At 42.6% G+C, this 19,956-nt stretch carries 17 protein-coding genes; 8 read left to right on the plus strand and 9 right to left on the minus strand.

Features of this window, described 5'->3' with window-relative positions; translation table 11 throughout:
- Positions 1-108: 108 nt before the first annotated feature.
- Positions 109-1,161, minus strand: a complete 1,053-nt coding sequence (cmoB, locus tag EI162_RS09395) for a tRNA 5-methoxyuridine(34)/uridine 5-oxyacetic acid(34) synthase CmoB (protein ID WP_192524119.1) — start codon at positions 1,159-1,161, stop codon at positions 109-111.
- A 169-nt stretch (positions 1,162-1,330) separates the two neighbouring features.
- Positions 1,331-2,119: a carboxy-S-adenosyl-L-methionine synthase CmoA gene (gene cmoA / locus EI162_RS09400; RefSeq protein ID WP_192524120.1), complete on the minus strand. Its 789-nt coding sequence runs from the start codon at positions 2,117-2,119 to the stop codon at positions 1,331-1,333.
- Positions 2,120-2,317: 198 nt separating this feature from the next.
- Between cmoA and msrA the strand changes: the two genes are divergently transcribed.
- The 4 genes from msrA to EI162_RS09420 all read left to right on the plus strand — a co-directional run bounded on the left by msrA (position 2,318) and on the right by EI162_RS09420 (position 6,292).
- On the plus strand, positions 2,318-2,839 hold the full coding sequence (gene msrA, locus EI162_RS09405; RefSeq protein WP_192524121.1) for a peptide-methionine (S)-S-oxide reductase MsrA: 522 nt from the start codon (positions 2,318-2,320) through the stop codon (positions 2,837-2,839).
- A gap of 329 nt (positions 2,840-3,168) precedes the next feature.
- Entirely contained in the window at positions 3,169-3,831 is a 663-nt protein-coding gene (gene tmpT / locus EI162_RS09410) for a thiopurine S-methyltransferase (RefSeq protein WP_192524122.1), read from the plus strand.
- A 51-nt stretch (positions 3,832-3,882) separates the two neighbouring features.
- The gene (locus EI162_RS09415) at positions 3,883-4,596 is read left to right on the plus strand and encodes a DUF1499 domain-containing protein (protein ID WP_192524123.1); all 714 of its coding nucleotides are present in this window, start codon (positions 3,883-3,885) and stop codon (positions 4,594-4,596) included.
- Positions 4,597-4,816: 220 nt separating this feature from the next.
- The gene (locus EI162_RS09420) at positions 4,817-6,292 is read left to right on the plus strand and encodes a lytic murein transglycosylase (RefSeq protein ID WP_192524124.1); all 1,476 of its coding nucleotides are present in this window, start codon (positions 4,817-4,819) and stop codon (positions 6,290-6,292) included.
- A 114-nt stretch (positions 6,293-6,406) separates the two neighbouring features.
- Here EI162_RS09420 and EI162_RS09425 read toward each other — a convergent pair whose 3' ends face one another.
- From EI162_RS09425 to EI162_RS09440, 4 genes are all read right to left on the minus strand, one after another.
- On the minus strand, positions 6,407-6,706 hold the full coding sequence (locus EI162_RS09425; protein WP_192524125.1) for a hypothetical protein: 300 nt from the start codon (positions 6,704-6,706) through the stop codon (positions 6,407-6,409).
- 273 nt (positions 6,707-6,979) lie between these two features.
- On the minus strand, positions 6,980-7,978 hold the full coding sequence (locus EI162_RS09430) for a DUF4062 domain-containing protein (protein WP_192524126.1): 999 nt from the start codon (positions 7,976-7,978) through the stop codon (positions 6,980-6,982).
- Positions 7,979-8,152: 174 nt separating this feature from the next.
- Complete coding sequence (gene murI / locus EI162_RS09435; RefSeq protein WP_192524127.1) at positions 8,153-9,115, minus strand: glutamate racemase; 963 nt, start codon at positions 9,113-9,115, stop codon at positions 8,153-8,155.
- Between the two features lie 107 nt (positions 9,116-9,222).
- On the minus strand, positions 9,223-9,948 hold the full coding sequence (locus EI162_RS09440) for a DUF1285 domain-containing protein (RefSeq protein WP_192524128.1): 726 nt from the start codon (positions 9,946-9,948) through the stop codon (positions 9,223-9,225).
- Positions 9,949-10,603: 655 nt separating this feature from the next.
- Here EI162_RS09440 and EI162_RS09445 point away from each other — a divergent pair.
- On the plus strand, positions 10,604-12,241 hold the full coding sequence (locus EI162_RS09445; RefSeq protein ID WP_192524135.1) for an electron transfer flavoprotein-ubiquinone oxidoreductase: 1,638 nt from the start codon (positions 10,604-10,606) through the stop codon (positions 12,239-12,241).
- A 105-nt stretch (positions 12,242-12,346) separates the two neighbouring features.
- Here EI162_RS09445 and EI162_RS09450 read toward each other — a convergent pair whose 3' ends face one another.
- Positions 12,347-13,843, minus strand: a complete 1,497-nt coding sequence (locus EI162_RS09450) for an alanine/glycine:cation symporter family protein (protein WP_192524129.1) — start codon at positions 13,841-13,843, stop codon at positions 12,347-12,349.
- 1,177 nt (positions 13,844-15,020) lie between these two features.
- Between EI162_RS09450 and EI162_RS09455 the strand changes: the two genes are divergently transcribed.
- The 3 genes from EI162_RS09455 (at position 15,021) to EI162_RS09465 (ending at position 17,977) form a co-directional block, all read left to right on the plus strand.
- Positions 15,021-15,281 (plus strand): DUF4212 domain-containing protein, encoded by a 261-nt coding sequence (locus tag EI162_RS09455; protein WP_192524130.1) that lies wholly within the window; start codon positions 15,021-15,023, stop codon positions 15,279-15,281.
- 4 nt (positions 15,282-15,285) lie between these two features.
- Entirely contained in the window at positions 15,286-17,154 is a 1,869-nt protein-coding gene (locus tag EI162_RS09460) for a sodium:solute symporter family protein (RefSeq protein WP_192524131.1), read from the plus strand.
- A gap of 265 nt (positions 17,155-17,419) precedes the next feature.
- The gene (locus tag EI162_RS09465) at positions 17,420-17,977 is read left to right on the plus strand and encodes a hypothetical protein (protein WP_192524132.1); all 558 of its coding nucleotides are present in this window, start codon (positions 17,420-17,422) and stop codon (positions 17,975-17,977) included.
- Positions 17,978-18,054: 77 nt separating this feature from the next.
- On the opposite strand, the gene EI162_RS09470 is transcribed toward EI162_RS09465, so the two are convergent.
- Both EI162_RS09470 and EI162_RS09475 read right to left on the minus strand, forming a co-directional pair.
- Positions 18,055-18,660, minus strand: coding sequence for a rhomboid family intramembrane serine protease (locus tag EI162_RS09470; protein ID WP_192524133.1), 606 nt, complete (start codon positions 18,658-18,660; stop codon positions 18,055-18,057).
- A 41-nt stretch (positions 18,661-18,701) separates the two neighbouring features.
- Complete coding sequence (locus tag EI162_RS09475) at positions 18,702-19,754, minus strand: 5'-nucleotidase (protein WP_192524134.1); 1,053 nt, start codon at positions 19,752-19,754, stop codon at positions 18,702-18,704.
- Positions 19,755-19,956: the final 202 nt, after the last annotated feature.

Consider the following 19,956-nt stretch of genomic DNA (forward strand, 5'->3'; position numbering starts at 1 on the left):
ATAGACAGTATATAGCGTTAGACCCTATGACAGCATGAATAATGTCCATTACACCTTGTTTTCATAATGTCTCTTCCTTGTTTTTATGACCGCCTACCGTCATAAATGCTATTTTCTGGCAATCAAGGTCGCACGCATGGGAGCTGGATAGCCTTCAATGGTCTTTGTTGAATCATTAGGATTTAAGAAATCTGCTAACGAATGATAGGTCATCCACTCGGTTTTACGCTGCTCCTCAGTCGAGGTCACAGCGACATCGACACAGCGCACCTCTGTAAACCCAGCTTTTTCTAGCCAGCCAATCAATGCCGCCACCGATGGCAAAAAGTATACGTTATTCATCTGCGCATAACGGTCATGAGGGACAAGTACGGTATTGGCATCACCTTCAATAACCAGAGTCTCAAGCACCAGCTCGCCACCTTTTATTAATTGTCCTTTCAGCTGTTGCAGATGCTCAAAGGGCGACTGGCGATGATAGAGCACACCCATACTGAACACCGTATCAAATAACTGGCTATGCTCAGGCAATGCTTCGAGTGGCACGGGAATATAATGGGTACGATAACGACCTGTCTCATGAGCATCTGCTGCCCCGACGAAATGACGAATCGCCATAAACTGATGGTAAAATAGGCATGACGGATCAATAATAATAACCGTGTCCGCCCCTGCTCCTGCCATACGCCAGCCATGATAACCGGAGCCGCCACCGACATCCAATACACGCCGACCTTTTAATGTGCTTAAATGCGGTGCCACTCGTTGCCACTTCCAATCACTATGCCATTCGGTGTCGATGAAAATTGGCTCGGCTTGCGTTTCTTTATTTTGGCTACTACCAATTTGAAAAGGCCCTTTGCGCCATGGCATGAGTTGCTTTAATAGCGCAACTGTTTGTTTACGTTCAGAATCAGTAAGCGGCGTATTAATCGTCAATACATCACCGTCCAGATCGACATTATCGACGTTCGGTGTTGGCAAACGAGCGACCGATGCTTGATAAGCAGGCGCATGGGCGTAGTTGGCTTTATCTTTAATGTCATTTAACCAAGTGGGTAGTTTTGTAAGCCACTCATAAGCGCTTGGATGCGTTTGAGCAAGCGTCAATAAAGTTAAGTACAGTTCGCGCTCGGCGTGAATAATAGTGTCGTTAAGCATAAAGACGGATTACCATATTGATCAAAAATAGTAGACGTAGGGTGCACCTTGCGCACCGATAAATAATTATGTCTTTGAATTGGTGAGCTTTGCGCACCCTACAAAAAGCATAACCCAAACCACGATACATAGTGGCAAGAAAAAGCGAGATTGGCTCCCGACATAAACCTTATTTAAACGCCACAATAGAGACAAAGTTTAAAAACTGAAACCACGTTAAATGACGCTGAAAACCAACATCTGACAAACGCGTATGGTGCTGAGCTAAAGTATCAGTAATAAGGACGTTTTCTAGCGCGTTACGCTTGCCACTGATTTCCATTTCAGTATAACCGTTGGCACGTTTAAAATCATAATAACGCTCAACCAGCCACGCATCGTATTGCTCATCAAAAGCGTGAGTTTTCTCCGTTACTACCAGTATGCCGCCCTCACTTAATGCCGCGTAAATTTTCTCTAATACCGCCACCCTATCGGCAGCGGGTAAAAACTGTAAGGTTAAATTTAAAATCACCATATCGCACGGTTCAAGCTCAATATCGCGAATATCCGCAGTCATCACTTCAATATCATGTTCAGGATAATTATCCTCTAGTAAAGTAGTCGCTTCAGTAGTCATCGCTGGTGAAATATCAATGGCTTTAATCTGCAAATCTTGCGACTCGAACTCGCCAGCGAGCGTCATGCTTGCCGCACCCAGCGAACAGCCCAAATCATAAATACGGCTGACACGCTGACCATTATCATCTTGCTGGCGATACTTACAATGACGACGGGCAAATATGGGCAGCATTGCCAGCACTTGACCATACCCGGGGACACTGCGACGAATCATATCGGGGAAACAAGCCACAACTTGCTCATCAAAGGAAAAGCGAGCCGCTTTATCGAGCGGTGTGGTAAATAGGGTGTCATGTTTAACAGTAGCGGGCTTAGATTGGCTCATGGTGTGACTCATTTTTGGATAGTAGAACTTAAATTATGAAGTGGTTAATGATTTTAATTAACACTATTAAGGCGACATAGCGTAGCAAAAGCCCATTATAACATTACTGTTTGTTACTTATCGCGGCCAGATGCCCTGCTAAGCTAAATGTATATCGCTAAGTAAAAATTGCTTGGCGCGTACTCTGTAATTATAAAAATAGGAACAATTATGCAAACTATTGTATTAGGCGGTGGCTGCTTTTGGTGCACCGAATCCGTGTTTTTATCGGTGAAAGGCGTGCAATCTGTGATATCAGGTTACATGGGCGGTGATGCCGTTTCTGCCAATTATGAAGCGGTCTGTAGCGGCGATACGGGCCACGTTGAAGTCATCAAAATTGAATTCGATGAAACGACTGTCCCATTAGAAGTGATACTCGATGTCTTCTTTGCCACTCACGACCCCACTACCATGGATCGTCAGGGTAATGATGTCGGTAGCCAATACCGCAGCGTGGTGTTCTATACCGAGGAAGCGCAGAAGCCAACCGTCGATCGTACGATTAAGAAATTACGCGATATGGGGGTCAATGTGGTCACCGAAGTCCACCCTGCTGCCGAGTTTTATAAGGCCGAAGAAACACATCAGGATTTCTTTAATAGAAACCCAGGTCAAGCTTATTGTAACTTTTCCATACCACCAAAACTTGCCAAACTGCGTAAAGAGTTTAGTCAGTATATGGTGAGCTAAACAGTATATGGATTAGGAGTTTATTCGTTTAAAATCTAATAAGTTCAATATAAAAGCGCTACAGTGGGACTGGTATACATTTTTTTCAGCCTCTGTCAGCGTAGACACAGCAAGCAAGAAAAATTTATACCAGTTCCGCGTCATACCATAACGTATCTTTTTTATTTAGAACCGACTATAAGTTCCTAACCTAGTGCTTAATAAAAGCCAAACGCTCATTATAAGAGTGTTTGGCCTTTTTAATGCCTTTGACAACATTGAACAACAGGTTATGATAATAAGTTCAAAGTAAAGAATAACATTAAACCTGATAAATAAAGGCTAAGGTCATGAATCCCGAATTTTGGCAATTACGTTGGCAAGAAAAGCGTATCGGCTTTAACCAGTCTCAAATCAATCCAAAATTAATTAAATATTTTGAAAGGTTAGCATTATCGAGTGAAAGCTGTGTTTTTATACCGCTATGCGGCAAATCAATCGATATGGTTTGGCTATTAGACCAAGGCTATAATGTCGTTGGTGCTGAATTAGTTGAATCAGCGATAAAAGAATTTTTCATTGAGCAAAATATCCCGTACACAATAAAAGAACATGCTGATAATCCAGATATCAAATGCTATCAAGGCCAACGATTAAATCAAACCATAAAGCTATGGGTTGCTGATATTTTTGAGCTGACACCTCACGATATTGGTCACGTTGATGCGGTGTATGATCGAGCCGCATTAATCGCCATGCCACCTGATATGCGCCCGATATATAGCGAGCAAATATGCACGCTCAGCCAAAACGCTGCTCAACTGTTATTAACACTGCATTACGACCAAAATGAACGAGCAGGGCCGCCTTTCTCAATTAGTAGCAAGCAAGTTCAACAGTACTATAGTAGTCACTACCAAATAACGGAGATTGAAGGTCAGCCCTCAACCTTGAATGCCGCACCAAATATGGCTGTAACGGAGCATGTTTGGCTATTGAATGCTAATAAATAGGCTATGATTAAAAACACTTAAGCCGTCAATGAATAGCAACGGAGCAATCGAATGCGAATTTTAGTCACTCTAATGAGCTTTATCGCTATTCTACTAGTCATACTGCCAGGCCCTCTCTATAAGTTTGAATTTTTTGACTTGGCTACGGCGTTTACAGGCTTTACAGTTGGCGTACTTGTGGGTATTGCCGCCCTCATCCTGTTAGGTATACAGTTTTTATTTAAACGTGACACAGTGAGACTTAATAGCACGTTGACAGCCCTCATACTTTCTATCATTGCGATCGCTATCCCGCTTAGTATGTTGAATACAGCCAAAAACGTACCACCCATTCATGATATTTCAACTGATTTGGTGAACCCACCTGAGTTTTTGGCTATTGCCCCACTACGTGCTGACGCCCCAAACCCAGCTGAGTATGCGGGTGAAGAGGCTGCCGAGCAACAACGTCAAGGCTATCCCGAACTACAAACCTTAGATTATCCTCAATCAAAGTCTGAGCTGGTCGAAGCAACCAAACAAGCCATCGATAATCTAGGTTGGGAACTGATAAATATTGATGCCGACAAAGGGATTGCTGAAGCAACGGACACCACTTTCTGGTTTGGCTTTAAAGATGATGTTGTCGTGCGTATTACTGATAATGGTAACGAGCGTCTGGTCGATATCCGTAGTAAATCACGAGTTGGCGGGAGCGATTTGGGTAAAAATGCTGCGCGTATTCATGATTTTATTGAAGAGTTAGATAGAGTTTTGGGGGAGTAGTTTTTTGTGATTAATATAAAACCATTAACCTCAGCTGAGACAATCTGACGCGTCAAGCCGCCAAAAACCTCTTCTAACCTCACGCCAGCGTCAATTTATAGTAACTGAGTGCTGCGATACCTTTTCTTTACTATTTAGATTGGTTACTCTAAGTCCATACTGCACCAATCAGCTTTGCTTCCCTCTTTAATGACCACTTTGACGTTTATAGGATATTGTCATGCGTTTGACTCCAGTTTCTACTTTATCGCTACTTAGCTTTGCTGTTGGGCTAAGTTTTGCTAGCTCCGCCCAAGCCGCTAAGCCACCAGCACCTAATCTATCCAATAGCGAGTTTCAACAATGTCTAGATGGTCTAAAAAACTCTAGTAAATTTCGTGGTGTCGACAGTTTCACTTTTAATAACTACCGTCCAAGCGAGCCAGACCCTAGCGTGATTCAATCGTTAAACTATCAGCCAGAGTTTCAAAAGGATGTCTGGGATTACCTCTCATCACTGGTTGACAAAGAGCGTGTCGAAGATGGTATCCGTGCCAAGCATCAATGGAGCGATACGCTACGTAAAATTGAATCGCGTTACGGAGTAAAGGCTGAGCACGTATTAGGGGTTTGGGGCGTGGAGTCAAACTTCGGGCAAACCTTGGGTAAAAAGCCCTTGTTTGAGTCTCTAGCGACGTTGTCTTGTTTTGATCGTCGTCAAAGCTATTTCCAAGGCGAATACGCCAATGCTTTAAAAATCGTCCAAAAAGGTGACATCGCACCCAGTGATATGACAGGCTCGTGGGCAGGTGCTTTCGGACAAACCCAGTTCATGCCCAGTACCTTTTTAGAGCTGGCAGTAGATTTCGATGGTGATGGTCGTCGCGACTTAGTCAATAGCGTGCCCGATGCATTGGCCTCTACCGCCAATTTCTTGGACAATCGTGGTTATCGAACTGGTGAGCCATGGGGTTATGAAGTTAAATTGCCCAGTGGATTTTGGGCAGCTTCCAACCGCAAAGACAAAAAATCGATGAGCCACTGGCGCAATCAAGGTTTGACCTTAGCCAATGGCAGTCCTCTGCCTTATGATTTAAATAGTGCGGGCTTAATGTTGCCTGCTGGCAAAGATGGCCCTGCTTTTTTGGTGGGTAAAAACTTCGATACGTTTTATTCATACAACGCTTCAGAAAATTATGCGCTGGCAATCGCCCATTTATCAGATTTAATCACCCGTGAGGACAGCAGCAAAACTGACTTTATGACTGCTTGGCCAACAGACGATCCTGGTATCAGCCGTCAGCAAGCCAAAGATATTCAACAAGCATTATTGGACGCTGGTTACGATATTGGCGATGTCGACGGCATCATTGGTGACAATACCCGTACGGCTATCCAGCAATACCAAACCAGTAAGGGTATCTCTCCTGCTGATGGTCGCGCAGGACAGAACTTCTATCGCGCCATTATTGGCAATTCGACACCTAATAGAGGCCAGTCCGGCAATCAATACCAGCAGCCATCGAATAGCCAACCCTTAAACCCTGCTCCTGCCGACCGTATGGGGCAGCTTATTCAACAGCAAACTAGCACTCCTAATAGTAATTCAACACAACCCTCTGCTACTCAACCATCCACTTCTGGTAACACGCGATATCGCCGTGTCACCGACGCTGATGGTGCTGTAAAGCTCATCCGTATCGATGAGGGTTCATAATTCAAACTGCTTTATAGCAAACAAAAGCCACGCTAATAATAGCGTGGCTTTTGTTTGTGCTTGTATTTTATGGGCTTATATTATCTATTTGAACAACCCAATATTTTAAAAAACTTAAACGATAGGTGGTGGATTTGGTTTGCCATTATCCCCATCCCAGTTCTCACGCGCTTTATCATCTAAGTCGGCTGGCGTTTTTGGCTTCCATTTACCATTCTCTTTCCAAGTGGCATCGCCCCAATCTGCATCTTCTTCTTTTCTATCCAAATCTTTATAGGCTTTGCTAGGATCGATACCGCGACGCTTCATATCGGCTACTTGTTCTTCCAACGTATGAAACTGATTGGCATCGTGCATAGACTTTTCTAAGCTATCCAGTTCACTTCTTAATTCATCATTTTTAGAGTTACTCATTATAGGCTCTCCTTAATTAACCATTATTATAAATATATTACGGTTGGTACATTTTTAATTTTAAGCTCAACGATGGGTCAAATATCATTTTTTATTTATAATACTCTTTGTCTATAGTGTCATTATCACGAGTATTGAGCCAATTCACAACCGTTGACGCGTATGCTTTGTATTACAAAACGTAGTCATCATGGTGAATATAATGACTATAAAATATATGGTGATAAGTATTTCGAGATATCGGTGAAATTGATGGCTTGCGAGGATTGCTACTTATTGGGTTTTAGGGCATTCATCTTTAAATAAATTTTTTGCATAAAAAGTAAGCTTCCAAAGCTCTTGTGATACTCGAGTACCGTAGGTCGTTAATTGTATCCAATTGGCGCTAACCAACTGGCGCTGTAAATGGTTCAAAGACTCTTGGGAGATTTGACAGCGTGAGACAGCATGAACATTTGGCATATCTTGTTTTATATCCTGCTCTGCTCTTGAGACGATCAAGCGATTGAAGGTATTATGTAAACCATAGCTAGTAAAAGTCGCTGGTGTTTTCATCAAAGCGATCAGTACCTCTTTCCACGTTAATGTCATTGACCGAGTGACAGTCGTTAAATTCCCACCTTCATAAGCATGAGCGCTATACTGAATATCAAAGGTTTCGGTCAGTACCAGTGGGTTACTGATATTATCTACTACCCGTTCCTCAACCACTGGCGCTTCTTTTGTAAACGTTTTATGGTTGGATATTAGGTCAGACAATCTTTCAGAGACAGTTTGCTTACTAAATTTAATCATCTCCTCACTGACTCTTATCCAGCCACCATTTACGACATGATTGCCCACCGTATTATAATAAGCTTGTACGAGCAGTTTTTCGATATCAACTACGGTATCATAATAATATATTTGACTGTTTTGCCGAGTCACTGACTTAACAAACTCTTGCAACTGACGACTGATATTAGCATCTTGATGATGACTTTTAACCAATATGAGTAAAGGTTTGAGCTTGGCTTTGGCATTCAAATAGCTCAAATGCATTTGACTGACACCGTTTTTTTGCACCGTACCATAGCTGTCGCCGACGACCATTAATACATAATCACACGCATCTATACACTGTCGACCATATAACGATGCTTTTGGCAACTGGCTCGATACGTCATAGGTTAAGAACGCCCGCGCCTGAAAAAATATCGCTAAGCTATCCAAAACAAGCAATTGGTCGTTGTCAGCGCATATGACATGAATATGATAGCGACGGTTTGGCACAATTACCCCTAAACTTAGGTCATCACATAAAAGGGAATGATATAAAAAAGCACAAATATCTTATTTTGCACAGCCTAGCACAAACTTATAAGGCTGGGCTTAATTTATTATCATTATAGCAACATCGTGCAAGATTATGGTCTCCATATTGCCATTAAGGGTATTCGGCAATATCTAACCAGACCAATCAGAATAGTATTGCAATATTGTCTGTTTGCCCAGTAGACCCTCCACTAAAGCGCTAAGTCTCTCATCATGTTTGGTTGCATAAAAAACCAATGGTATTCGAGAATCTACCTTTGTCGGGCTGATTAATTTTGAGTGCCCGCTATTTGTCCCGCTTTCATTCAGTGCAGACAGCTTATTTATGACTAATAGTTGCTTAACCCGTTCAGCAATTGCCTGTCCTGAGTCGACGATCTGCATCGATAATTGCTGCTGTGTAATCTCACTCAATAAAAACGCTTTAAAAAACGGATAGTGCGTACAGCCGAGTACCAATTGATCGACGCCATCACTTGCAAATGCTTGTAATTTCTGGCGTATAAGTCGGGCCGTAGCATCTTGTTCTGGCATCCCTGCCTCTACCCACGGTACCAAGTTTGGATCAAAATACTTTGTCACTATCGTACCGTTAGGATGGGCAAAGTTGGTGATGACGTCATTAAGCAATACTCCATTCAACGTTGCCTTGGTTGCTAACACAGCCACACGACCACTTTGACTGGCCAATATCGCGGGTTTCAATGCAGGCACCAAACCGACAATAGGCAGCTGCGGATAACTGCGCCTTGCGGCCTCCAAAGCATAAGCTGAGGCGCTATTGCAAGCGATGACAATCAGCTTACAGCCCTGCTGATACAACCATTCTACTGCTATCAAAGTCAAGGCTTCGATATCTGCACTGTCGCGATTGCCATAAGGCACATTTAACGTATCGGCATAATAAACATAGCGCTCAGTAGGAAGCTGCTGCGCTAAATGTAGGTAAACGGAGAGGCCACCGACACCCGAATCAAACAAGCCGATGGGGGCACTGCGATTGTTATTAACCACCGCTTTATCAAAAGCGTTGCTAGTAAAAGCGGCTGGTTGGGTTTGCATCTCACTAACCACTTTTTTTGCGGCAATATTCATCGTTCTGTTACCGCCATCCTGATAGACCTGTCATTATTTTGATACCATTTATTTTAATATCGCTGTATTTTAATATCGCTGCATTTTGGCAAATGCTAGATGGGTTATTAGCTGGTTGGCATTGATAACTGGTAGTGTTTCCCACCACTTTGCAAAGTGAGTATCGTCTCACCATCTTGCTCTGTCAATTCACCAATTTCAGTCAAATGATAAAAAGTGTTGCGTCCGATAAGTGCGGTCAAACTATTTCTAACCGCCATGTAAGGACGTATCTGTTTTTCGGTTGCTACGTTTTGATTGCTTGTATTGCCTACCCCAGCGAGCGTTTGGTTCGTGTCATTGTCTTTAGGATTATACGCCTTTAATGTAATGGGGTGCTCATCATCTAAACGTACCACATCGCCAGTCGTCGTGGTAAACTCCAACCAACTCGTCTCATTTTCATTGACAATGCCCACATCATTAATCAACAAGGGCGCATCTTCGACTTGAATACGCAGCTTTTGTACTGGTGTCTTTAAAAAATACTCGGTGACGCCGTTATTGTCCTCTTTCCATAATATAGTGGCAAACAAGCTGACCAATGACTCGCGGGTCATATGCCCACCTTCATGCCACCACTCTCCATTGGCTTTTATGACTAGATCCATATCAGCACTGTTTTCAGGATGCCACTTCTCTAATGGTGGTATGCTACGACCTTCCCGTTTGCCAGCGGTAGATTTTAAATATTGGCTGAGGGCCTCTATATCATTTGGGGCAGATGACACGCTACTTGGGGTTTCAGCACCACTTTCATTATTTTTGATCGTATTGTTGTTATTGTTATTCATCACATAACCTCTGACTTAGTATTAAAACTTAATATTCAAAGTTTGGTAAATCTAACGTTACTATAAATTTTAGTTTCGGGTATGATGAAACCATATCATCTTAGCACCCTCATTATCTCAATCTTACCTTAACACTGATACTTATAAATGCGTATCGTGTTTGTAGGACTTTTCTTTTATAATGAGTAACGATTTTTTATTAAAATGGTCAATTAGGTGTTGTATTAATGACAGATTTTACGTATGCGTTGATATCTTTGAATACATTGAATACAGAGATTTCGACAGTAACGTGGTCAACTAATGCCGCAAAGACAGTTTTTATCGGGCAGCCATATGTCTGAGTGAAGTTAGCGCTGCAAGTTTATTATTCAATTGTTAAGCTAATGATGCCCTGAGATAAGCCACTAAAAGTTTAGGAGTAGGTATGCAAGAGCAAGACACTCAAAAGCCAGTCATTGATGGTGACACTGTGAATACTGACGCACCAGTAGTGACAGAGAAGGCGAATCTAGATAAAGAAACACCAGCCACTGAAGAAGTTGCTGTAGAAGAACAAATCGTTGAACCTGACTCTGAAAAAGTCACTATCGACAAGGCACCAGAGCCAGTAGCAGAACCTGTTGCGCTAGAGCCTGAGATTGAGCGCGAATCAATGGAATTCGATATTATCGTCGTTGGTGGTGGCCCTGCTGGGCTATCTGCTGCTATTCGTCTGCGTCAGCTCGCTATCGCAGCGGGCAACGATGAATTCATGGTCGCTGTGGTCGAAAAAGGTTCTGAGTTTGGTGCTCATATCTTATCCGGTGCAGTTATGGAGCCGCGAGCCTTAGACGAGCTGATACCTGATTGGAAAGCTAAAGGCGCACCGCTTAACGTCCCTGTCACTGAAGATCGCGTGTACATGCTAGGGTCAGCGACTAAATCGACCAAGCTTATGGACTCTATTATTCCAGCCAGCATGCACAACGAAGGCAATTATATTGCATCATTGGGTAATGTCGTTCGTTGGTTAGCGGCTCAAGCCGAAGAGCTAGAAGTCATGATGTTCCCAGGCTTCCCTGCTGCCGACATCTTATATAACGATGATGGCTCAGTTAAAGGGGTATTGACTGGTGATATGGGTGTAGCGGCAAATGGCGATGCTAAGCCAAGCTTTGAGCCCGGCTATGAATTACTGGCTAAGTATACTATCTTTGCCGAAGGCTCTCGTGGTCACTTAGGCAAGCGCCTAATCAGCCGCTTTAACCTTGATAAAGATTGCGATCCCCAGCATTACGCGATCGGCATTAAAGAGCTGTGGGATATTGATCCCGAAAAGCATGAGCAAGGCGTCGTCATGCATGGCTCAGGTTGGCCACTAAGCGATACCGGATCTTCTGGTGGCTGGTGGTTATACTTCGATGAAAACAACCAAGTCAGCTTCGGTGTTGTCATTGATCTTTCTTACTCTAACCCCTACATGTCACCATTTGATGAGATGCAGCGTTTAAAATTACATCCGGTCATTCGCAACGTTTTAGAAGGTGGTAAACGTCTTTCTTATGGGGCGCGTTCACTCACTAAAGGTGGTCTAAACTCATTACCAAAATTCACCTTCCCAGGTGGTGTGTTGGTAGGTGACGACGCTGGATTCTTAAACTCTGCCAAAATCAAAGGCACGCATACTTCAATAAAGTCAGGGATGTTAGCAGCCGAAGCTATTTTTGAAGCGCTACAAGCTGACCGCCAACATGACGAAGTAGTGACCTATACTACTATGTATAAAGAATCTTGGTTATATCAAGACAACTATGAAGGGCGTAACTTTGCCCCAGCTATGCATCGCATGGGTCAATGGATGGGTGGCGCGTTTAACTTTATCGAACAAAACTTGTTGGGTGGCAAAATGCCGCTGACCATTCATGATAACTTACATGATTATGACCAGTTAGAGCGCGCAGACCATGCCTATCAGCCGGAATATCCTAAGCCTGATGGTAAGCTGACGTTTGATAAGTTGTCGTCGGTATTTATCTCAAATACCAACCATACTGAAGATCAGCCAACGCATTTAAAAATGACTGATACCACTGTGCCTATCTCAATCAACCTACCGTTATATGCTGAGCCTGCGCGTTTATTCTGTCCAGCTGGCGTTTATGAAGTAGTGAAAGATGCCGAAGGCGCTAGGTTTGTTATCAATGCGCAAAACTGTGTGCATTGTAAAACCTGTGATATCAAAGATCCTTCGCAAAACATCACTTGGGTAACCCCAGAAGGCGGCGGCGGTCCTAACTATCCAAACATGTAAATCATGATTAAGACAACGATTGTGTTACTTAAATAATATGCCTACAATAAAAAACCGCTCTAAAAAGAGCGGTTTTTTTTGTCTTTATCTATTTAATAATTAAACTTAATCCGTCCATGCATCGCGATTGGCTTCGTCTTTTAGCTTGACGAAATCATCAGGATTAAAGGTAATTTGTTCACCTGTCTTACCTTCTTTCACTTGGCGCTCATAATCACGTAATATTCTCAGTGCCACAGGAGACAATAGCAAAATAGCCACTAAGTTGACCAAGGCCATCAGACCCATCGATAAGTCAGCGAAGTTCCATATGGCAGGTAAGCTGGCAATAGCACCGACAAAGACCATACCTAGCACCATAAAGCGAAACACCATAATCATCACTTTGGCGTTTTTGCTACCAGAGATAAATTCAAGATTGGACTCGCCATAGCTATAGTTGGCAATGATAGAGGTGAATGAAAAGAAGAAAATAGCAATCGCCACGAATACGACGCCCATATCACCCACATACTGTGATAGCGCTAATTGAGTGAGCTGAATGCCTTCTTGCTCGACACTAGGATCGACCACGCCTGATAAAATAATAATAGATGCCGTCGCCGTACAAATTACCAGCGTATCCATAAAAACGCCCAGCATTTGCATAAACCCTTGTACCGCTGGATGGTCAGGATGGCTCTTCGCTGTTGCCGCTGCATTAGGCGCTGAGCCCATACCCGCTTCGTTCGAAAACAGACCGCGCTTGATACCGTTAATCATTGCCTGAGCAATACCATAACCAATCACCCCGCCTGCTGCTTGCTCAAAACCAAAGGCTGATTTTACAATCAACGCAATCGCTGCTGGGAATTGACTAAAATTGGTCACGATGATAAACAATGCCAATAAGATATATAGAATCGCCATGATGGGCACGACTTTACCAGCGATACGAGCGACTGAGCGCAAACCACCAAATACTACTGGAGCAACCAGCACCACCAGCACCAAACCTGTCATCCATGTCGGCACACCAAAGGCTTCGTTGGTGGCCTGAGCGATGGTATTTGACTGTACGCCATTAAATGCCAAACCAAACGCCACCAGCAAACATAGCGAGAAAAATATCGCTAGCCAGCGCTTACCGAGACCTTTTTCGATATAGTAAGCGGGACCACCGCGGTAAACATTGTCATTGTGCGGTACTTTATAAGCTTGTGCTAACGTTGACTCGATAAAACTGGTCGACATGCCGACGAGCGCAGTCATCCACATCCAGAACACCGCACCTGGGCCACCGAGATAAATAGCAATCGCAACCCCTGCTAAGTTACCCGTTCCCACGCGAGCAGCAAGGGAGGTCATCAGCGCTTCAAATGAGCTGATACCACCATCCTTACGCCCCTGATTAGAAACCCGTAATAACTGCCACATGTGACCGAAGTGTCGAAACTGAATAAAACGGGTCACCACTGTAAAGTAAAGGCCCGCGCCTATTAATACGAACATCAACAACCCATACCATGGATTGCTAGCGATTAACCAATCGTTATTACCCCAAATAATGCTGACACCATAATTTACGATACTATTAAGCCAACCTACTACACCCTCGTTCATACGGACTCCTCATTATTACTTTTTATACCTTGTTTAAATGTCATATTGATATTGTCTTTCAGCTACCAAAATCCGAGAAAATCTGACTCAAAATTTTGATATAAAAACATCATGTGCATGATATAGATATTAAAGGGTTAGTCATTATCATATTTGGTTATCAACTTAATAAATTTATTTCTTAAATAAATGTTACTTATAGTCTTTATACTATAGAATGTATTAAGTAACAATTTAGCAGCATGAATGAGATAATTACCGTACTATTCAAGTAGTTTTATTGACGATATGGCACTTATCAAAAATAAATTTATAGTATTTATTAGAAGTCATGCCGAATTGTTTGGAATAACGCTCACATAAATTTTATATAAATAAATTTTATATATTCATACCGATTTGCTATGTGCTTACGAGCATGAATAACTAGAGCATCAGAAATATTAAGACGCTTGTCAGGAAGACAAGATTGTGAAAAAGACAGCGGACCGTCCTATCCCCTCTCCCTTCCTAGATATACTCTTTTTTTTCTATGCGAAAACTGAATCAATGTGGTCAGCGTCATACCTGACAAAATAGTTGTTATTTTTGGGTAAATAATTTTCAGTAACCAAATATACTGTTACATATTATATTTTTACTGTTTATCGTTCGCGCTGTATCAGGCAGTACGTGTTTATTTTTTATAGTCTGTTAGGGGCTGTATAGAATTCATCTATTAGGACTGCTGATCGCTAAAATAATTCCAGACTAGGCGTAAATCGAAGGTAATGTCGAGACCTTAGCTAGATTTACAACAACGTCTGGGGCGATTTTAGCATCAGTCCGAAGGAACAGGACTATTTTTTGCCACTTCATAGCCAAAACTATCGCGCTTAGAATGACTAAACTTACTATTTTTGGCGTCGAATTGCCTAAAAAATAGTCTTTGTCAGTTCCTTAGCTGAATTCTATACAGCCCCTAGTTTATAAAAAATACTGCAAAAATTTACTCATTTTATTGGTAATTTTTGGTTACTAATGCTGGTTGGTCATTCTGCTTTAGCGGTCTATAAAACAATTTTTATAATTGTTTTATAGATACAATGTCGCCCTAGGCGATAGAAGCTAAACCACAATGACTTGCTAGACTCCAAACAGTAACCCCGTTTTTATGTAAGGCAAAAGGAGTTGTCCTATGGAGAACCGCAACGATACATCCGGCTATTGGCAAGCTAATATCCGTCTTATTATAGGTAGTCTAATCATCTGGGCAATATGCTCTTATGGTTTTGGCATCTTGTTACGTCCATTATTGTCAGGTATCGCTATCGGCGGTACTGATATAGGCTTTTGGTTTGCACAACAAGGGTCTATTGGGATATTTATCATCTTAATCTTCTTCTACGCCTGGCGTATGAATAAACTCGATAAACAATATGGTGTAGACGAGGAATAGCCCTATGAGTCAATTTACGATTAATATTATTTTTGTGGGTCTGTCCTTCGCTTTATACTTCGGTATTGCGATTTGGGCGCGCGCTGGTACCACCAGTGAGTTCTATGTTGCTGGCGGTGGCGTCCATCCGGTTGTGAACGGTATGGCAACAGCCGCTGACTGGATGAGTGCCGCGTCATTTATCTCCATGGCAGGCATCTTAGCAGCTGGTGGTTATGGTGCTTCAACCTACTTGATGGGTTGGACGGGTGGTTATGTACTACTAGCCATGCTACTTGCGCCTTACTTACGTAAGTTTGGTAAGTTTACCGTACCTGACTTTATTGGTGATCGCTTTTACTCTAAAACCGCTGCTATGATTGCAGTCGTCTGTTTGATTATCGCATCAACCACTTACGTTATTGGTCAGATGACGGGTGCTGGTGTTGCTTTCTCACGCTTCTTAGAAGTTGAGAACGATACAGGTCTTATCATTGCTGCTATCGTGGTATTCTTCTACGCCGTACTTGGTGGTATGAAAGGGATTACTTACACGCAGGTTGCACAGTATGTGGTTCTAATGATTGCTTATACAATTCCTGCGGTTTTCATCTCGCTCGAATTGACTGGTAATCCAATTCCAGGTCTTGGTTTGTTCTCAAACCATGTCGAAGCTGGCGTTCCTATTCTAACCAAGCTTGACCAGGTCGTTACTGACTTAGGTTTTGCGGCTTATACTGCTGATGTACCTAACAAGCTAAACATGGTGCTATTTACTTTATCACTGATGATTGGTACAGCAGGTCTACCGCACGTTATTATTCGCTTTTTCACCGTTCCTAAAGTTGCTGATGCCCGCTGGACAGCCGGTTGGACATTGGTATTTATCTCATTGCTATATTTCACTGCTCCAGCAGTAGGTGCAATGGCGCGTCTAAACCTACTCGATACGATTTACCCACAAGGTGTTGATGAGCCTGCGCTTACTTATGAGCAGCGTCCTGATTGGATGAGAACATGGGAAGACACCGGACTCATCAAGTATAACGACCTCAATAATGATGGTCGCATCCAGCTATACAACGATAGCGGACTTGGTGCAGCACAGATTGCCTTGACAGCTGCAGAAGCTGAAGGTGGCGACGTTGCAGCAGCAACAGCAGCCGTTGCCAAAGCACAGGCTGAACATGATCTAGAAGTCGATGGCCGCTTTACAGATGCAGGCTGGGCTGGTAATGAGCTCGATGTCAACGCTGACATCATCGTATTGGCTAACCCAGAAATTGCACAGTTACCACCATGGGTTATTGGTCTTATCGCCGCAGGTGGTTTGGCAGCAGCGCTATCAACGGCAGCTGGCCTACTACTAGCTATCTCATCAGCAATCAGTCATGACTTGATTAAAAGGAATCTTAATCCAAACATTACTGACAAAGGTGAGCTAAAAGTAGCACGTATCACCATGGGTATCGCGATTGTTGTTGCTACATGGTTGGGCATGAATCCACCAGGATTTGCCGCACAGGTGGTTGCATTAGCCTTTGGTATTGCAGGTGCTTCACTGTTCCCTGCATTGATGATGGGTATTTTCTCTAAGCGTATTAACAGCATCGGCGCTATCGCTGGTATGTTGACGGGCTTAATTAGTATCTTACTCTATATCTTTGTTTTCAAAGGTTGGTTCTTTATCAGTGGTACTGCAAACTTCCCTGATACAGCAGAGTATTGGTTATTTGGTATCTCGCCATTATCATTCGGTGCGGTCGGTGCATTACTTAACTTTATCGTAGCATTCGCTGTTTCTTATGCTACTGCACCACCACCATTACATATCCAAGAACTGGTTGAGAGCGTACGTTCTCCACGTGGGGCTGGCGGCGCAGTCGACCACTAAGCCACCAAGTGAGGTATAAATAACGTATCTTCTGTTACTATATATCACTCACAGGCAGCAGCTGCCTGTGAGTGATTTTTTTACTCCAACGTTGTTATTTATATATTTTATGACAAACGATTATTTTGTTAACCTGTTTCTAAAATTAAAAACAATGAGAAAAATATCCGTAAGTACTACTATTGATATAGTTAGTAAGCCAGATAGCGTTCGTTTATTTTAGGAATAGGTATTAATTGCGCCCAGTGCGTTAAGGACGACTCTTATGCTTTTTGAGTTTATTGCTACTATAGCTGCTGGATTTGGCTTAGCCGGAGTGGCACTCATCATAACTCACCTCAGCAAACTGGCGGGCAAGCGAGCACCTAAATGGCTTATTCCCTTGTTTGGTGCTATCGGTATCTTTGCCTTTCAAATACACCAAGAATACAACTGGTACGATCAGCAAGTGGCTCAACTACCTGAAGGCGTGACCGTGGTTAAAAAGGCTGAAGAGAGTACTTGGTTCCGTCCATGGTCGTACGCTAAACCACAAACATTTCGCTTTATAGCCGCCGATAGTGGACACGCCCGTGCTCAAGTAGACAACCAAGATATCTACTTGGTAGATTTATATTTGTTCGAACGACGCTTGAGTGTGCAGAAAATCCCGCAGGTCATCGATTGTACTGCCCCTGCGCGTGCAGACTATATACTACCAACAGCAGAAAACAGCAAACTAACTATCAAAGAACACGTTAAACAAACAACCAAATGGCGTCCTTTAACGACTGATGATCCGTTATTTATCAATGTGTGTTCAGACGAGCAGAGTAATTTATAAAAATATCCAACCATAGAATAGTGATAATAAATCATTTTGCTAGAAAAATATTTGGAATAGTAGCGTCATGATGACATCTAATAACGTTTAGTCATTTTCGTATAAGTATGTTTTGAGTTTGCCCCTAACAATAAGCCGGCGCATAAACCCCCAAAATGCGCGGCAAATGAAATACCTTGCTGCGGCATCAATCCTTGCTTAATAGTCAACCAATACCCTGCTCCCATCACAATACAAGCCAACAAATACCCCCAACGCCGTGCGAAGACTGCCCCACCTATCATATAACCGAGCATCGCAAAACATAGCCCTGACGCACCAATGTGTATGGACGATGGTGAACCAATTACCCACGTCACCAAGCCAGATGCGACTATTAACTTAATGACTGTACGATATGCATTTTTTTCAAAAAGTCCAAATAAAAATAAAATTTGTAACAGCGTCACAGTATTACCCAGCAGATGTGAAAAATTGCCGTGCATTGTCCATGACGCAAATACCCCTATCATACTGCCCAGATCTAAGGCACGTGGCACAATACCAAAGATATTCCACATGCCGAATAATGCCACTTCATTTAGAAAAAACATGCCCCACATCGGTATTAAAACAAAAGCATATAAGCCAATAACCTGTTTTACTCGTAACATAATTAAGCTAAGCAGTCGCTGCCAATTCATATAAGATCCTATTCCTTTAGTCCGAATTCTTTAGCTATATTTTAATGATTCACCACAAAAAGTGAGCGTTCTACCGGTTTAAAAGCCAACAGTGCCGCCTCTTTATCAGCCACTAAATAACTATCGCTGTGTAGTAGCGATGTCGAATGATAAGGGACTAAAGCAGTAGGAATAAAACCCCGTGCAGCATTAATATGCTTCACCGAATCATCAAAGAAAATATGGGGTGCAAAAGTTTTGAGTACCGCTGTCTTTTCCAGTCCACCTAAAAAAAATGCCATGTCAAGATCCACTCCCCAATCGCGCAGCGTTTTTATCGCTCGTAAATCAGCAGGCGCATTGCGTGCGGTCACCAAAGCAATCTTCATAGGGCAAGAATGCAAGCTTGCAGGCAGACGTTCTTGCATTTTGGACAGTTTAATTAATAATTCTGCATACGGACCCTTTTCTATTGGCAAATCACGCATTTCGGCTTCCCGATCGTGGAAAGCTTGCAAACCCTTTTGCTTATAAAGCAGCTCGCCTGAGTCATCAAATAAGACAGCATCACCATCAAAAGCAATGCGCAGCTGCTTAGTGTCTAACTCATAAGTATTGACTGGTGTTGCGTCTAGTATCGCACAAGCGCAGATATTAGCATCTACAACTTGCTGCGCATCTTCGCGGTTGGTGGTTAAAAACAGATCAACATCAAAATCCTTGATATAAGGAGCAACAAGGCTACCCGAAATAAATGCTGACCTTGAAATGTTAAGCCCATGTTCACGGATCGCATTGAGTACCTGAATACCCGTATCTGGACTACCTTTTGAGACAATAACCACTTCGACTAACGGCGCTTCAATATCTGATTCCGGATCAGGACATTGATTACAGTAGTTATTTAGATTGAGCAAAGCTTTGATCAAGGGGTAGCCGGCACCAATATTTAAAGAGTCGTTTTCACGCTCAGCCATATAGTCACGGAACTCTTTTATAGCGCTGATAGGGCGCTGCTCTAATAATTGTAATAAATAGCTTTCTGCTTCTGTTAAATCAAAAAGTGCAGATGCGGAAATTGCGACTATGAGCGTGTTACTAAAATCGACTGCCATATTTTTATTCTCTATTATGAATAGATAATTACGTTAATGATTGAAAGTCAGTTTATCAATTAAACCTTAACAGGTAAGTAAGATTTTTATTATCAAATTCCACACGAAACAAAACCCCCTTACACTTTCGCGTAAGGGGGTTTTGAGGAATAGAGAGCTGACGATGACCTACTCTCACATGGCCGGAGCCACACTACCATTG

This window comes from Psychrobacter sp. FME6 (assembly GCF_014861365.1).
Lineage (GTDB): Bacteria > Pseudomonadota > Gammaproteobacteria > Pseudomonadales > Moraxellaceae > Psychrobacter.

Excerpts from the sequence above, each read along its gene's own strand:
- cmoB (WP_192524119.1), bottom strand. The coding sequence starts at position 1,161 with ATGCTTAACGACACTATTATTCACGCCGAGCGCGAACTGTACTTAACT.
- cmoA (WP_192524120.1), bottom strand. The coding sequence starts at position 2,119 with ATGAGTCACACCATGAGCCAATCTAAGCCCGCTACTGTTAAACATGAC.
- msrA (WP_192524121.1), top strand. The coding sequence starts at position 2,318 with ATGCAAACTATTGTATTAGGCGGTGGCTGCTTTTGGTGCACCGAATCC.
- tmpT (WP_192524122.1), top strand. The coding sequence starts at position 3,169 with ATGAATCCCGAATTTTGGCAATTACGTTGGCAAGAAAAGCGTATCGGC.
- EI162_RS09415 (WP_192524123.1), top strand. The coding sequence starts at position 3,883 with ATGCGAATTTTAGTCACTCTAATGAGCTTTATCGCTATTCTACTAGTC.
- EI162_RS09420 (WP_192524124.1), top strand. The coding sequence starts at position 4,817 with ATGCGTTTGACTCCAGTTTCTACTTTATCGCTACTTAGCTTTGCTGTT.
- EI162_RS09425 (WP_192524125.1), bottom strand. The coding sequence starts at position 6,706 with ATGAGTAACTCTAAAAATGATGAATTAAGAAGTGAACTGGATAGCTTA.
- murI (WP_192524127.1), bottom strand. The coding sequence starts at position 9,115 with ATGAATATTGCCGCAAAAAAAGTGGTTAGTGAGATGCAAACCCAACCA.
- EI162_RS09440 (WP_192524128.1), bottom strand. The coding sequence starts at position 9,948 with ATGAATAACAATAACAACAATACGATCAAAAATAATGAAAGTGGTGCT.
- EI162_RS09445 (WP_192524135.1), top strand. The coding sequence starts at position 10,604 with ATGGAATTCGATATTATCGTCGTTGGTGGTGGCCCTGCTGGGCTATCT.
- EI162_RS09450 (WP_192524129.1), bottom strand. The coding sequence starts at position 13,843 with ATGAACGAGGGTGTAGTAGGTTGGCTTAATAGTATCGTAAATTATGGT.
- EI162_RS09455 (WP_192524130.1), top strand. The coding sequence starts at position 15,021 with ATGGAGAACCGCAACGATACATCCGGCTATTGGCAAGCTAATATCCGT.
- EI162_RS09460 (WP_192524131.1), top strand. The coding sequence starts at position 15,286 with ATGAGTCAATTTACGATTAATATTATTTTTGTGGGTCTGTCCTTCGCT.
- EI162_RS09465 (WP_192524132.1), top strand. The coding sequence starts at position 17,420 with ATGCTTTTTGAGTTTATTGCTACTATAGCTGCTGGATTTGGCTTAGCC.
- EI162_RS09470 (WP_192524133.1), bottom strand. The coding sequence starts at position 18,660 with ATGAATTGGCAGCGACTGCTTAGCTTAATTATGTTACGAGTAAAACAG.
- EI162_RS09475 (WP_192524134.1), bottom strand. The coding sequence starts at position 19,754 with ATGGCAGTCGATTTTAGTAACACGCTCATAGTCGCAATTTCCGCATCT.